Raw genomic sequence first — 14,226 nt, forward strand, 5'->3', positions numbered from 1 at the left:
AAAACCGCATAAACGCGGCGCCAGGCCTGCGGCTTATTCGTCCGCGAGCCGGTAGCCCACGCCCAGCTCGGTGAGCAGCCAGCGCGGCTCGGCCGGGTCGGCCTCGATCTTGGCGCGCAAGTGGCCCATGTAGATGCGCAGGTAGTGCAGCTGGTCCACCTGGTCGCCGCCCCACACGTCGGCGAGCAGCTGGCGGTGCGTCACCACCTTGCCGGGCGTGCGCGCCAGCCGCTCGAAAAGCCGGTACTCCAGCGGCGTGAGGTGGACCTCGCGGCCGTCCACGGCGAGCGAGCGCGCCTCGCGGTCGAAGGCGAGGGCACCGATGCGCAACTGCGCGGCCGGGGCTGGCGCCGCAGCGGCGCGCCGCAGCATCGCGCGCACGCGCGCGAGCAGCTCGCCCACGCCGAACGGCTTGGTGAGGTAGTCGTCGGCGCCGGCGTCGAGCGCGGCGATCTTCTGCGCCTCCTGCATGCGCGCGGACAGCACGAGGATGGGCACGCCGCATTCGCTGCGCCATTGCGCGATGAGGTCGACGCCGTCCGCGTCCGGCAGGCCGAGGTCGACGATGAGCAGCCGCGGCATCGACGCTCGCAACTCGCCGCGCGCTTCGGCGGCGGTCGCCGCCACGCGCGGCGACATGCCCTCGGCGCTCAGGCTGGCGGCGACGAACTGCGCGATGGAGCTGTCGTCCTCGACGACCAGGATGTCAGGGCGCATGCGGTGCCACCGGCAGGTCGACGCGGAACTCCGCGCCGGGCTCGCAGCGCTTCGCCTCGATGCGCCCGCCGTGCGCCTGCGCGATGAGGCGGCAGATGGCCAGGCCGAGCCCCGCCGCGCCGTCGCGCGGCTTGCGCTCGAAGCGCTCGAAGAGCATCTGCTCGTCGCCGGGCGGCAGCCCTTCGCCCTGGTCGCGCACGGCCACGAACACGCCTTCGCGGCTGCGCCCGGCGCGGATGGTGATCTGCGGTTGCTCGCCGCCATGGCGCACCGCGTTGTCCACGAGGTTGGCCACGAGCTGCGCGAGCAGGCTGGCCTCTGCGCGCACCGGCGGCAGGCCGGGCGTCACCTTCAGCTCGATGCGCGTGCCGGGCCAGCGGCGGCGCATGCGCTGCACGGCGGCGCCGAGCACTTCCTCCACCGACTCCCACTCCACCTTCAGCTCGGACTGCGGCTGCGACAGGCGCGCGAGCTGCAGGATGTTGTCGGCCATCAGCGCCATGTCGCGGGCCTCGTTCTCGAGGTTGCCCAGCAGCCGCTCGCGCTGGGCCGCGGGCATCGCATCGCCTTGCGTGCGCAGCGCGCTCGCGGTGCCCATGATGCCCGCCAGCGGCGTGCGCAGGTCGTGCGAGAGCGACGCGAGCAGCGTGTTGCGCGCCGCTTCCGCACGCGCGCTCTCGCCGGCCGCGCGTGCCGCCTGCGCTGCGCGCTCGCGCTCGATCGACAGGCCCGCCTGCCGCGCGAGCGCCAGCCAGTGCTGCTGCACGTCCTGCGCGGGCCGCTCGCCGGGGTGCAGCAGCCATTGCACCGCGCCTTCGGAGCCGCTGCGTGCGAAGGGCGCGCACCACAGGGAAAGGTCCGGCCAGTCGTCGCAGCCGCGGCCGAGCGCGCGGCCGTGTTCGAGCGCCCAGCGCACGGCCGATTCGTTGAAGGCCGAGGGCGGCGCGCCGGCTGCATGGCACGCGAGCGTGCCGTCCTCACGCAGGAATACGGCAGCCGCGCGGCCCAGCTTCTCCTGCAGCCAGCCCGCCGCGAACACGGCCATGGCCTGGCCGCCTTCGCAGCGCGCGAGCGCCTCGGCCAGCGCGTGCAACTCCGCAGCGCGGGCCGCCGCCGTCTCGGCGCGTTCGCGCCTGTCGCGCAGCGAGGCGATGAGGGTGTTGAGCGCCAGCGACAGGCCGAGCATGACGGCCAGCGTCCACCAGTACTCGGCGCTTTCTACTTCGAACGTATAGCGCGGCGGGACGAAGAAGAAGTTGAGCGCCGAGACGCACAGCAGGGATGCGGCGATGCCTTGTGCGCGGTCGAGCGCGAGTGCGGTGGCGAAGACGGCCACGAGGTAGAGCATGGCGAGGCCGGCCACGGACATGGAACCGTCGAGCGCGAAGCCTGCGGCCGTGGCGGCCGCGGGGGCGGCGGCGGCGAGGAGCCACTGCAGGTGCGGTGCGGGGCGGTTCATGAGCGCATGGTAATGAGGCGGCTGCGCGTGTCACCGAAATGCATATGAATTGCCTCGATCAAGAAAAGTCAGGCGGGCAACACGACCGTGACGGTTGACTCACGCAATTTGATGTTGCGGCGCAGCAGGTGCATGAGAGATCGAGGGGGCAGGTGCGAACGTCTGACCTTGTGGAACGTGGGGGCCCCGTGAGGTACTCACGGAAACAACTTCTCCAGGCTCGACGATGCACCGCCCGATAAGCAAGCTCCCGTTCTGCAATCTCAGGAACCCGGACACCGAGTCGCTTCCAGTGCCGACGCCTGCCGGTGGAGCATCGACAGAAAACGATGCAACGGTTCACGTGTGGCGCACTGAAGCCGCGGAACCGGCGCGCGGCCCCAGTACGCCTTCTCCTGAAGCGCCCGAGCCGAGCCCGGACGCCGGGCTGCCGCAGCACACGCCCGTGCTGACGGCTGGCGATGTGTTGCTGCCGGTCACCATCCAGGTTCACTTGCCGCAACGAGACGACGTGCGACTGCCCGAGTGCATGCCAGTGCCGAACGCGGTTCTCGCGGCAGAGGCAGCGGCACGCTTGAACGCAGCAACCTTACCCACCTCCTTCGAACTCGGCCACCTGCCGGTCAGGGACGTCTTCGCACTCCATGGGCTCGCCGAGCGAATCCGCGACGGCGAGCTTGGCACGTGGACCCTGCAAGACCAGGCGAACGGCGGCTTGGTGAACGTCGTTTATGACCCTCAGTCCCAGCACGTCAGTGCTCTGTACCGTTACCCGGGGATCGAGATCGCCGCGGGCGGTGACGAAGACGCGCATGAGGTCGCGGTGTTCCGTATCGACAGTCGATCATTCACGGTGAGTTCTGCGGCGACAAAGCTTGTGTCTGACGGCTGCGAAATTGCCCGTGCGCCCTTCGACATGCAGTTGGCGGTCCTCGCGGGCGCGCGGGTCATAACGCCATCGTTCCATGCGCTGGCGCGAGCACGTCTCGCGGACGAGTACGTCGCAGTCATCGGGGATTCGCTTGCGAATTCCGGGAGTCCGAGCTGAAGCGATGGGTCCGGCAATCTAACGAGCGGCGACACACCACGGAGACTGAAGATGCCCAGCGATATCACCAATGTTCCTGCGAGTCCTTCTCGGCTTGTCGAGCGCGTCGAGTTGCCTGCAGCTGCGTCGCAGCAACAGCCAGTGCAGTCCGCACCGATTGCTCCTCATCGCGATGACTCGCCACCTTCCGACGATCTGGGCCCGCCGCGCCCTGCCTTCGACGCCTCGAATCCACTGCCGTACCTCCAGAGCTTCGAGCGGGCGTGGCAACCGCCTCCCAACGGCAACGGCCTGTTCACGACCAGCCAAATCCGCGACATAGACAATCGCGCCCGCTTCCACTGTCAGAACGACGTCGGCTTCCAACAGACGTACGAGACGGCCATGGCTCGCAGGGTTCAATGCGGTAACGGGCGAACCGAGGTAGGAGCCTGGGTGCGCGAATTGCTTGTCTTGCAATCCCCTCGGGCCGCTGTTCCTCGCGGTGCACCGGACCCGGACGCGGAGGGGGCGCACGAGCAGTACGTCGAGTACAGCGTCTCGACCCAAAAAATCGACGACGCGAAGGGTTCGGTCGCAGACGGCGGGAAGGATGCCATCCGCGACGGCATGTATGTCACCCCTGAGGGCGAGATCTACTATGGCCCTGCCGTGGCCATCCACATTGCGCCGGACATGGGGGCGGACCCAGCGGTGGAACAGGCCCGCATGGGCCGCTACTTGGGGAGCCTGGCCGCCACGGCAGGCGCCTTCGGTACCGCCGCGGCGACGGTTGCTACCGGCGCCTTCGTAGGCACCGGCAGTGGAGCCGCCGTCCTCGGGGTCGGGATGGCTGCGTCGTCCGTCTTTGCGGGTATGACGGCGCTGTGCAGCCAGGAGGCCGTCAAGTCGCCGTTCACCGGACTCGACACGAGAAAGGACGAAGACCTCCAGGAGGCAGCCCAGCAGTTGCGTATAGCGGTTGCAACGGCGAAAGCTTGCAAGAACGAAGGGTACGACCCGGCGAAGGACCAAAGGGTGACGGTTGCTTCCACGCTTGCACTACAGCATGCGCAGGCCGTATGCGGCATCACCAACAGCCAGGTGCGCGAGATGAGCAACGTCTTGCGGACCGTGTCGCCGCATTCTGCCGATACGGCGTGGCTCGATCGGACAGTTGCTTCGCTGATCCTCAATGGCGTCTTCGGTGCCACCGATGAAGTGGACGAAGACAACCAGGTCATTCGCTACGGATTGAAAACGCTCCTGACCGAAGGGCAGCACCGCGACTGGGGCCGCAACATCGGTGGCGGCCTGGTTGGCTACTTCAGCTCTTTCGGGATGGCGAATGCCACCAGTGGAGCGCTTGCCGCCTCTCCGATCGCGGCCCTGGCGGTTCCGGCACTCATCGTCGGGTTCGGACCCGAATTGGGGCTGAATTCAGGGTTGGTCAACAACATGTACACGGCAACGCCGACCGAAGCGCAGAAAGGTCCATGGCATACGGCGACCCACTGTGTTTCCTACTGGGGTTTTGGCGTGTTCCATACAGCCTTGGACCTCGTGGCGCCGGCCGCGGACATCAGGGCGTTCAACGTCGGCTACTGGCGCGTTGCCTCGGGCGCCATGGCATCCATCTCGACCCAGTGCACGAAACACTTCATCGACACTCACCACGCCGCGCAGACTCATGACGGCCAGAGATCGTATTTCTTCGAGTCCGTGCCGACGTGGTGTGATGCGGACAACGAGAAGATGCCTGAACTCATCGCGAGCCTGAAGCAAAGCACCTTCGTGGCTCACGGCAAGTGGCTCAAGTCGCTGATGAATAACATGAGCCCGGCTACGGTACTGGGCCATCACGCAGCCGGGGAGCGCGTGAGAAGGACAGCAAAAGTCCTGGCCCGCGCAGGCGTGCGAACTGCATTTGCCGGTGCGATATTCGCGCCTCGAACCCTCGGCGTTTCACCGGAAATCAACCCCATGGCAAATCAACTCAAGGAGAGCCGGCAGGACCTGGCCTTGAAGGCGGCCACGAATTTCGGTCTCGCCCTGTGGGAGATGCCAACCAGGGTCGTGGCCGCGGCAGGCGCGGCATGCTGCGCAGGGCAGGCGGCGCCCGCTGCTTCCGATACCAAGGACAAGGTGACTCCGCTGGGGTACGGTGGTGTGGCAACAGCCCAGTACACGTCCACGTTCTTCACGGAGGCGCTCCAGGCCCGGGACGAGGGTCGAAGCAAGGGCCTCGCCGGTCATGTCGAGGTCGTGTTGGGCAAGTCCCGGAAAGATGATGGAGACAACAATGTTTGAACAGACCGGCTCTTCCGCTCCGGCGAGTTTCGCCGAGCAACTCGTTACCGTCGACCTTCCGCAGCTCGAGGACCAGGTGGCACTTCGCTTCGAGCGCGTCGTACGTGCGGTGATCAGGCGCGAACTCGGGGAATGCCCCGCGGCGCAAGCGGCGCTGGAGAGTTGCAGCCTCGTCAAGAACGGAGTCACGATGGTGCTGCGGCTGGACCGCGAATCGGACGCGATGTCCGTCTTCGCGGACCTTGGCGCCCCACCTGACTGCCTGGACCATGCAGGGGCCCTGGGCAAGCTTCTCGAGATGAATCTGCACAATACGCATCCGGGGGTCCTGTTTGGCCGCAATCGGGACTCCGGCAGGCTCGTCGCGTTCATGCGTTGCCACATGTTTGCTCTCGACGACGAGGGTGAGGTCTGTATCGGCTGCCTCGAACTGCTCTCCCGGACTGTGCAGGCCGTCAGGACCTGGTAGTTGCCGCTGCTGGACGTACGGCGTACGGGATAATCCCCGCATGGCCCAATACGTCTACACCATGAACCGCGTCGGCAAGATCGTCCCGCCGAAGCGACAGATCCTCAAGGACATCTCCCTCTCCTTCTTCCCCGGCGCCAAGATCGGCGTCCTCGGCCTCAACGGCTCCGGCAAGTCCACGCTGCTGAAGATCATGGCCGGCATCGATACCGAGATCGAGGGCGAGGCCACGCCCATGCCCGGCCTGCGCATCGGCTACCTGCCGCAGGAGCCGCAGCTCGACCCTGAGGAAACCGTGCGCCAGGCCGTCGAGGGCGGCATGGGCGAGGTCAACAGCGCCAAGAAGCGCCTCGAAGAGGTTTACGCCGCGTACGCCGAGGAAAACGCCGACTTCGACGCGCTGGCGGCGGAGCAAGCCCAGCTCGAGGCAATCATCGCCACCTCCGGCGGCGGCGACGAGCACCAGCTGGAGATCGCGGCCGACGCGCTGCGCCTGCCAGAGTGGGACGCGGTCATCAAGAACCTCTCCGGCGGCGAAAAGCGCCGCGTCGCGCTGTGCCGCCTGCTGCTGTCCAAGCCCGACATGCTGCTGCTGGACGAGCCCACCAACCACCTGGACGCCGAGTCGGTGGAATGGCTGGAGCAGTTCCTCGCGCGCTTCCCCGGCACCGTGGTGGGCATCACCCACGACCGCTACTTCCTCGACAACGCCGCCGAATGGATCCTCGAGCTGGACCGCGGCCGCGGCATCCCGTGGAAGGGCAACTACAGCACCTGGCTGGAGCAGAAGGAAGCCCGCCTGGAGGCCGAGCAGAAGGGCGAGGAAGCGCACGCCAAGGCCATGAAGAAGGAGCTGGAATGGGCGCGCCAGAACCCCAAGGCGCGGCAGGCCAAGAGCAAGGCCCGCCTCGCGCGCTTCGAGGAGCTGAGCGACTACGAATACCAGAAGCGCAACGAGACGAACGAGATCTTCATCCCCGTGGGCGACCGCCTGGGCAACGAAGTGATCGAGTTCGTGAACGTCACCAAGTCCTTCGGCGACCGCGTGCTGATCGACAACCTCAGCTTCAAGGTGCCCGCGGGGGCCATCGTCGGCATCATCGGCCCCAACGGCGCGGGCAAGTCCACGCTGTTCAAGATGATCGCGGGCAAGGAGAAGCCGGACTCCGGCGAGGTGAAGATCGGCTCCACGGTCAAGATGGCCTTCGTGGACCAGAGCCGCGACGACCTCGCGGCCGACAAGACGGTGTGGGAGGACGTCTCGGGTGGCCTGGACATCATCACCGTCGGCAAGTTCCAGATGGCCAGCCGCGCGTACTGCGGCCGCTTCAACTTCAACGGCGGCGACCAGCAGAAGAAGGTGGGCCTGCTCTCCGGCGGCGAGCGCGGGCGCCTGCACCTGGCCAAGACGCTGATGCAGGGCGGCAACGTGCTGCTGCTGGACGAGCCTTCCAACGACCTCGACGTCGAGACGCTGCGCGCGCTGGAAGACGCGCTGCTCGAATTCGCGGGCAGCGTGATGGTGATCAGCCACGACCGCTGGTTCCTCGACCGCATCGCCACGCACATCCTCGCGGCGGAAGACGAAGGCCAGTGGGTCTTCTTCGACGGCAACTACCAGGAGTACGAGGCGGACAAGCGGAAGCGCCTCGGCGAGGAGGGCGCCAAACCGCACCGGGTGCGCTTCAAGTCCCTGAAGTAAGCCGGTAAAGTCGTTCCCATGCCGCAGCCCACCCACCAGGCCCTCTATCGTGCCTGCATGAAGGAGGCGGCGGCGCAGGGGCGCAGCCTGATGCAGCGGATGCTGCGGCGCGCGGCCTTCGAGATGCCGCGCATCGCCGAGGCTTCGCGCGATGTGGTGGAGCGCAACCTGCTGGCCGAGGCGGCGCGGCTGCTGGTGCACCACCAGGGGCTGCTCTTCGAGGCGTTCCCCCAGGCCTTGCTTCAGGAGTTCGCGCACGCGCTGGCCGGCGACCACCGCAAGGCCGGCGGCGGCGTGAGCTTCGACACGCTGGAGATGATGGCCGACGACCAGGTGCAGGAAAGCGTCGAGGTCGTTCGCACCCAGCAGGTGGTGCAGGCCGCCGTCGCGCGGCAGCTCGACGAACTCAATGCACTGATGTGCGTGGTGCAGGGGCACGGCACGGTGCAGCCGCACCGCAACCCGCTGCGGCCCGAGGTGTACGTGCGCGCGCTGCGCAGCGTCACGCGGCAAAGCCCCGTGCCGCCCAGCGCGCGCCGGCGCTGGATGCTGCACCTGGGCGAGGCGCTGGGCGTGGAGCTGGCGGGGTGCTACTCCGAGCTGTGCGCGTTGCTGCGCACGCAGGGCGTGATGCCGGGCAATGTGGCGGCCGCGCCGTCCGCCGCTGCGGGCGCGGGTGCGGACCCCAACACGCTGCTGAACGTGCGCGAGCTGCGCAGGCTGCTCGCGGGCGAGTTCGACCCCGCTACACCGCCACCGGGCGCCGCGGCGCACATCCCGCAGGCGGATTTCAACCTCACCATGCCCGCCGCCTTCGAGGCGCTGCAGGAGATGCGGCAGGTGGACCAGGTGATGCAGCGGCTGCGCCAGCGGCAGGCCGCGCAGCCGCAGGCCGACGGCGGCGTCGCGAGCTTGCGCGAGGGCCTGCGCAACGAGGCGCGCACCGCGGGCCAGCAACTGGGCTTCGAGGTCGTCACGCTGATGGTGGACAACATCGCCGCGGACGCGCGCCTGCTGCCCCCGGTGCAGGCGGCCGTGCGCAAGCTCGAGCCGGCGCTGCTGCGCCTGGCGCTGGTGGACCCGCGCTTCTTCAGCGACAAGAACCACCCGGCGCGGCGCCTGCTGCAGGAGATGACTCAGCGCAGCCTCGCGTGGACGTCGGTCGATGCACCGGGCTTTCGCGAGTTCGTGGAGCCGCTGCTCGAAGCCGTCGGCGCGCTGCTCGACGCGCGCGCGGGCGCGGAGCCGTTCGAAATCGCGCTCAATTCCCTCAACGAAGTGTGGGGCGACTCCAAGGGCAGCGACAGCGGCCACCGCGAGCGCGCCGTGCGCGCGCTGCTGCGCGCCGAGCAGCGCAACCTGGTGGCCGAGCGCATCGTGCAGCAGATGCGCCAGCGCACGGATGTCGCCCATGCGCCCTTGTTCGTGCGGCAGTTCGTCACCGGCCCGTGGGCGCAGGTGATCGCGCAGGCGCGGCTGGGGGACGCGTCCGGCGAGCAGGACCCCGAAGGCTACGTCGCGCTGGTGGGCGACCTCGCGCTGGCCGCGACCAATCGCACGCGAGCCGCACGCATGTTGCCCGCCATCGCCGCCAAGGTCCGGCAGGGGCTGACCACGATCGGCTTCCCAGCGGCGCAGGCCGAGCAGTTCCTCGCGCAACTGGCCGACGTGCCCGGCCTGCAGGAGGCGGAGGCGGCGCAGCGCGAGGAGACGGGCGTGGAGACGTGGCTCGCACCTGCCGAGGCGCAGCAATCCAACTTCCTCGCGTTGCAGTCCGTGCCGCAGGCGCTGGGTGCGGTCACGCAACCGGGTTTCATCGACACGGCGCCGGGCGCGGCGGAAACCGCGCTCACCGAACACGGCTTGCTGCCGGGCGCGTGGGTGGACATGTTCATCGGCGGCGCGTGGGGCCGCTGGCAGCTCACGTGGACCAGCCCGCACAACACCCTCTTCATGTTCACGCACTCGTCGGGGCGCTCGCAGTCGATGGCGCGCAGGCTGGTGCAGAAGATGTTGATCGCAGGGGCGTTGAAGCTCGTGTCCGCGCAAGGTGTGGTGGACGGCGCGCTCGACGCCGTGGCGGACAAGGCGCTGCGCAACAGCCTCTGAGCGGCTAGCCCTGCCAGACCCCGTACCCCTTCTCGCGCAACGCGATCCCCAGCTCCACCTCCATCTCGCAGGCCGCGCGGTAGGGCATCGGGTTGTACATCTCGTACAGGTGCGGCAGCAGCCGCAGCCCGTGGTCGCGCACGAAGGTGTTGGCCTGGATGCCGGCCTTGTGCTTGTCGAAACGCGTGTCGGGGTCGAGCCCCGTCATGCCGACGTAAACGAACGGCTTGCCGAGTTCGTAGTCGGGGTTGGCGCGCCGGAAGCGCGCGTTGTTCCACACGGCATCGTCCAGCTCCACCACATAGACGTGATAGTGATGCCGCCCCTTCCTCATTCGCCCTTGATGCCCAGCTTGCGCACGATCCTGCCGTTGGCGTCCGACTGCTCGTTCAGGAAGGCCGCGAAGGCCTCCGGCGCACTGCCCACCACCTCGAAGCCGCGTGCGGCAAACTGCTCGCGCACCTTGTCGTCGTTCAGCGCGCGCACCACGTCGCGGTGGATGCGCGCCAGCACCGGCTTCGGCGTGCCCGCAGGCGCCAGCAAACCGAACCAGGTGTTGGCCTCGAAGCCGGGCACGGTCTCGGCCACCGTGGGCACGCCGGGCAGCTGCGGCACGCGGTTCTTCGACAGCACCGCGATCGCCTTCATCTTGCCGGAGCGCACGTGCTGCTCGAAGAGCGGCATCGTGCCGAACACGATGTCCACGTGGCCGCCGAGCAGGTCGGTGATCATCGGGCCGCCGCCCTTGTACGGCACGTGCATCAGCTTCACGCCGGTCACGTCCGCGAAGTTGGCGGCGGAGACGTGGTTGGAGCTGCCGGAGCCAGTGGAGCCGTAGGTCACCTTCTCGGGATTGGCACGCGCGTAGTCGATCAGCTCCTTCACCGTCGACGGGCCGAAACCCGTCTTGGCGGCGATCATGCCGGGCGCCTGCACCAGCTGCGTGATGGGCTCGAACGACTTCTGGAAGTCGTACTGCGTCTTGTACACGTGGTGGTTCATCGCATGCGTGTCCCACACCAGCAGCAGCGTGTAGCCGTCGGCAGGTGCGTTGGCGACCTCGGCCGCGCCGATGCTGCCCGCCGCGCCGCCCTTGTAGTCGACGATGACCTGCTGCCCCAGCAGCTCGCCGAGCTTCGGCGACATCGTGCGCGCGACGAGGTCCGAGGAGCCGCCGGGCGGGAAGGGCACGACGAGCCGGATGGGCTTGGCCGGGTAGCCCTGCGCGAAAGCCATGCATGACGCCAGCCACAGCGCCAGCAGCAGAATCTTCCTCATGGAGGCCTCCTCGTCGTTGGAAAGAGCACTGTGCGCCGCTTGCGCCACATTGTCCAGCTCATGCCCGGCGGGCTGGCGCGGCGCAGCGCCGGGTCCTTGCAGTGAGCGCCCGTCACCAACGCGAGGCGTTTGCACGCTGCGGCTGGGCTGCCGTCCTACAACCCGTGCATGAGGTGGTGCCTAGAGTGCCCGCATGACGACGAAGACCATTCTGGAAGGGTTGGGAGACCGCGCGCGCCGCGCCGCGAGGTGGGCACGTGCCCACCCTGTCAAGGCGGTGGCGATCCTGCCCACGCTCGCGCTGGCCTACGTGCTCGTGCTGATCCCGTTCACGCCGAGCATCGGCGACATCAAGAAGGCGAAGATGGAATACCCCACGCGCCTGATCTCGGTGGACGGCAAGGAGATCGCCACGTACAAGCGAGCGAATCGCGACTGGGTGAAGCTCGACCACATGTCGAAGAACGTGGTGGACGCGCTGATCTCCACCGAGGACAAGCGCTTCTTCGAGCACCACGGCATGGATTTCAAGCGCACGGCGACGGCGCTGGTCAACACTCTGCGCGGCGACCGGCAGGGCGGCTCGACGATCACGCAGCAGCTCGCGCGCAACCTCTACCCGGACGACATCGGCCGCGCGCCGACCATCACGCGCAAGATCAAGGAAGCGATCACCGCCGCGAAGATCGAGGCGGTCTACACGAAGCAGGAGATCCTGGAGACCTACCTCAACACGGTGCCCTTCCTCTACAACGCGTACGGCGTGGAGATGGCGTCCCGGACGTATTTCGACAAGCCCGCCGACAAGCTCGACGTCGTCGAGGCCGCCACGCTGGTGGGCATGCTCAAGGGCACGAGCATGTACAACCCGGTGCTCAACCCCGAGCGCTCCATCGAACGCCGCAACACGGTGATGGCGATGATGGTGAAGAACGGCAAGCTCGACGAGGCGAAGTACGAGTCGCTGAAGAAGCGCCCGCTGGGCCTCGACTTCGAGCGCCTGCCCGAAGTGGCCGGCCCCGCACCGCACCTGGCGCGCTACCTGCGCCAGTGGCTGGGCGAGTGGGCCGAGCGCAACGGCTACAACCTCTATTCCGATGGGCTCGTGGTGCGCACCACCATCGACTCGCGCGTGCAGGAAGCCGCGAACCAGGCCGTGCGCAGCCAGATGGAGAAGCTGCAGGGCGCCGCCGACGCGCGCCGCAACGCGCTGCACGGCAACAAGGCCATCGTGCAGGCGTTCATCCGCGACACGCCGCAATACCGGTCGCTGCGCGAGCAGGGCCGCACCGAAGCGGATGCCATCGCGCAGCTGCAAGGCGACGCGGAGTTCATGAAGCAGATGTGGGCGGACAAGACGATGCTCACCGCCGGCTTCATGGCCATGGAGCCCGGCACCGGGTACGTGCGCGCGTGGGTGGGAAGCCGCGACTTCCAGCAGGACCAGTTCGACCACGTCTACCAGGCGCGCCGCCAGCCCGGCTCGACCTTCAAGCCCTTCGTCTACGGCGCCGCGTTCGAGCAGGGCATCAGCCCGGCGCAGCAGTTCCTCGACGGCCCGGTGGAAGTGCGCATCGACGAGCGTACCGTGTGGCGGCCGAAGGACGTGGACGCGCCGAGCATGCAGATGATGACGCTGCGCGACGCATTGGCGCAGTCGAAGAACACCGTGACGGTGCAGCTGATGCAGCAGGTGGGGCCGGAACGCGTGGCGCGGCTCGCGCAGTCCATGGGCATCCGGCAGAGCAAGCTGGACGTGGTGCCGTCGCTCGCGCTCGGCACGAGCCCGGTCACGCTCAAGGAGCTGGTGGCTTCGTACGGCACCATCGCCAACAGCGGCAGCTACGTCGAGCCGCTGATCGTCACCCGCATCGAAGACCGCTCGGGCCGTGTGCTGCAGGAGTTCTCGCCGTCGACGCCGCAATCCGCGCTCGCGACCGATGCGGCCAACACGCTGCTGGACACGCTGCGCGCCGCCATCGACAACGGCACCGGCATCCGCATTCGCGCGAGCTACAAGATCACGGGCGACGTGGCGGGCAAGACCGGTACGACGCAGAACGACACCGACGGCTGGTTCGTGCTGATGCATCCGAACCTCGTCGCCGGTGCCTGGGTGGGCTTCAACGACGCCCGCGTGACCATGCTGCACGAGTGGGGGCAGGGCGCGCACAGCGCGTTGCCGATCGTGGGCGACGTGGTCGTCGCGGCGATGCGCTCGAAGGCGATCGATGCGAAGGCGCAGTTCGCCGCGCCGCGCAACGCCGGCATGCCGGACCCGTCGCTGCTCGGCCGCGTGGGCGACTGGTGGAGCAGCCTGTGGGGCAATTCGTCAGCGCCGCCTGCGCAGCCGCAGCCGGACGTGGCCGTGGGTTCGCAGCCGCTGCCGGACCTGCCGCGCCTGCCCTCGGGCGAACCGGCGCCGCGCGTGCCGGACGCATCGATTGCGGGTACGGTGCCGCAGACGCCGACCGCACCTGAAGCGTCGGGCAGCAGCGGCAGCCCGAGCATCCTGTCGCTGGGGCTGCCGGGGCGCAACCCGATGCCGCCGCAGGCGGGCACGACCCCGCCGGCTCCCTCCGGGTCGGCTTCTTTGCCCCCACCGCCGATCGCGATCGCGCCGCGTGCGGATTCGCCGCTGCGCCAGGAGGCCGCGCGCAACGAGGCCATCACTCGCGGTGAAGCGACGGTGCGCAGCGAGCCCGCGATCCGCACGGAGCCTTCAACGCCGATGCAGCCCTCGACCCGCGCGGATTCTTCCATCCGCACGGAGCCTGCGACGCGCAGCGACACCGCGCCGCCGGTCGCATCTTCGACGCCGCGCGTGATCGTGGTGCCGAAGTCCTCTTCGGGGCCGACGACGATCACGCTGGGGGGCGGCGCCTCGCCGTCGGGCGGCAACTCGTCGCAGTCCTCCGCCGTGGTGCGTGACGTGTCGAAGGCGCCCGATTGGAAGCCGGCGCCGTCGACGTCGAGCGCCCCGCCGCCGGCATCGCCGGCCACCGGCTCGGCTACGTCGAGTTCGTCGTCGGGCTCGTCTTCGTCGTCGACGAGTTCGTCCTCGACGTCCAGCTCCGACGCGCCGACCACGTCCCCGGCGACCGGCTCCGCCACGTCGTCGCAATAACCGCCATTCCCGCGCAGGCGGGATGACG

Annotated in this window: 10 protein-coding genes; 6 read left to right on the forward strand and 4 right to left on the reverse strand. The window is 68.4% G+C overall.

The window, feature by feature from the left end:
• Positions 1-33: 33 nt before the first annotated feature.
• Both H8R02_RS15775 and H8R02_RS15780 read right to left on the reverse strand, forming a co-directional pair.
• Positions 34-717 (reverse strand): response regulator, encoded by a 684-nt coding sequence (locus H8R02_RS15775; RefSeq protein ID WP_187082393.1) that lies wholly within the window; start codon positions 715-717, stop codon positions 34-36.
• The gene (locus tag H8R02_RS15780; protein WP_187082394.1) at positions 707-2,176 is read right to left on the reverse strand and encodes a DUF4118 domain-containing protein; all 1,470 of its coding nucleotides are present in this window, start codon (positions 2,174-2,176) and stop codon (positions 707-709) included. The genes H8R02_RS15775 and H8R02_RS15780 overlap by 11 nt, the downstream gene beginning before the upstream one ends.
• Positions 2,177-2,402: 226 nt before the next feature.
• Here H8R02_RS15780 and H8R02_RS15785 point away from each other — a divergent pair, with 226 nt between their 5' ends.
• Genes H8R02_RS15785 through H8R02_RS15805 form a run of 5 tightly spaced genes read left to right on the forward strand, consistent with a single transcriptional unit; the run spans position 2,403 to position 9,793 of the window.
• Entirely contained in the window at positions 2,403-3,224 is an 822-nt protein-coding gene (locus tag H8R02_RS15785) for a hypothetical protein (protein WP_187082395.1), read from the forward strand.
• Positions 3,225-3,275: 51 nt separating this feature from the next.
• The gene (locus H8R02_RS15790; protein WP_187082396.1) at positions 3,276-5,513 is read left to right on the forward strand and encodes a hypothetical protein; all 2,238 of its coding nucleotides are present in this window, start codon (positions 3,276-3,278) and stop codon (positions 5,511-5,513) included.
• Complete coding sequence (locus H8R02_RS15795; protein WP_187082397.1) at positions 5,506-5,982, forward strand: CesT family type III secretion system chaperone; 477 nt, start codon at positions 5,506-5,508, stop codon at positions 5,980-5,982. The genes H8R02_RS15790 and H8R02_RS15795 overlap by 8 nt, the downstream gene beginning before the upstream one ends.
• Before the next feature lie 40 nt (positions 5,983-6,022).
• Positions 6,023-7,684 (forward strand): energy-dependent translational throttle protein EttA, encoded by a 1,662-nt coding sequence (gene ettA / locus H8R02_RS15800; RefSeq protein WP_187082398.1) that lies wholly within the window; start codon positions 6,023-6,025, stop codon positions 7,682-7,684.
• Positions 7,685-7,702: 18 nt separating this feature from the next.
• Positions 7,703-9,793 carry a DUF1631 family protein gene (locus H8R02_RS15805; protein WP_187082399.1) on the forward strand — a complete coding sequence of 697 codons (2,091 nt, stop codon included), beginning with the start codon at positions 7,703-7,705 and terminating at the stop codon, positions 9,791-9,793.
• A gap of 4 nt (positions 9,794-9,797) precedes the next feature.
• Here the strand turns inward: H8R02_RS15805 and H8R02_RS15810 are convergent, their stop codons facing one another.
• Both H8R02_RS15810 and H8R02_RS15815 read right to left on the reverse strand, forming a co-directional pair.
• The gene (locus tag H8R02_RS15810; RefSeq protein WP_187082400.1) at positions 9,798-10,127 is read right to left on the reverse strand and encodes a hypothetical protein; all 330 of its coding nucleotides are present in this window, start codon (positions 10,125-10,127) and stop codon (positions 9,798-9,800) included.
• Complete coding sequence (locus tag H8R02_RS15815; protein WP_187082401.1) at positions 10,124-11,071, reverse strand: Bug family tripartite tricarboxylate transporter substrate binding protein; 948 nt, start codon at positions 11,069-11,071, stop codon at positions 10,124-10,126. The genes H8R02_RS15810 and H8R02_RS15815 overlap by 4 nt, the downstream gene beginning before the upstream one ends.
• Positions 11,072-11,264: 193 nt before the next feature.
• Between H8R02_RS15815 and H8R02_RS15820 the strand changes: the two genes are divergently transcribed.
• Positions 11,265-14,198 carry a penicillin-binding protein 1A gene (locus H8R02_RS15820; protein ID WP_222622503.1) on the forward strand — a complete coding sequence of 978 codons (2,934 nt, stop codon included), beginning with the start codon at positions 11,265-11,267 and terminating at the stop codon, positions 14,196-14,198.
• The last annotated feature ends 28 nt before the right edge of the window (positions 14,199-14,226 follow it).

The sequence above is a fragment of the Ramlibacter albus genome (genome assembly GCF_014297445.1).
GTDB classification, from domain to species: Bacteria; Pseudomonadota; Gammaproteobacteria; order Burkholderiales; family Burkholderiaceae_C; genus Ramlibacter; species Ramlibacter albus.

Excerpts from the sequence above, each read along its gene's own strand:
- H8R02_RS15775 (WP_187082393.1), bottom strand. The coding sequence starts at position 717 with ATGCGCCCTGACATCCTGGTCGTCGAGGACGACAGCTCCATCGCGCAG.
- H8R02_RS15780 (WP_187082394.1), bottom strand. The coding sequence starts at position 2,176 with ATGAACCGCCCCGCACCGCACCTGCAGTGGCTCCTCGCCGCCGCCGCC.
- H8R02_RS15785 (WP_187082395.1), top strand. The coding sequence starts at position 2,403 with ATGCACCGCCCGATAAGCAAGCTCCCGTTCTGCAATCTCAGGAACCCG.
- H8R02_RS15790 (WP_187082396.1), top strand. The coding sequence starts at position 3,276 with ATGCCCAGCGATATCACCAATGTTCCTGCGAGTCCTTCTCGGCTTGTC.
- H8R02_RS15795 (WP_187082397.1), top strand. The coding sequence starts at position 5,506 with ATGTTTGAACAGACCGGCTCTTCCGCTCCGGCGAGTTTCGCCGAGCAA.
- ettA (WP_187082398.1), top strand. The coding sequence starts at position 6,023 with ATGGCCCAATACGTCTACACCATGAACCGCGTCGGCAAGATCGTCCCG.
- H8R02_RS15805 (WP_187082399.1), top strand. The coding sequence starts at position 7,703 with ATGCCGCAGCCCACCCACCAGGCCCTCTATCGTGCCTGCATGAAGGAG.
- H8R02_RS15810 (WP_187082400.1), bottom strand. The coding sequence starts at position 10,127 with ATGAGGAAGGGGCGGCATCACTATCACGTCTATGTGGTGGAGCTGGAC.
- H8R02_RS15815 (WP_187082401.1), bottom strand. The coding sequence starts at position 11,071 with ATGAGGAAGATTCTGCTGCTGGCGCTGTGGCTGGCGTCATGCATGGCT.
- H8R02_RS15820 (WP_222622503.1), top strand. The coding sequence starts at position 11,265 with ATGACGACGAAGACCATTCTGGAAGGGTTGGGAGACCGCGCGCGCCGC.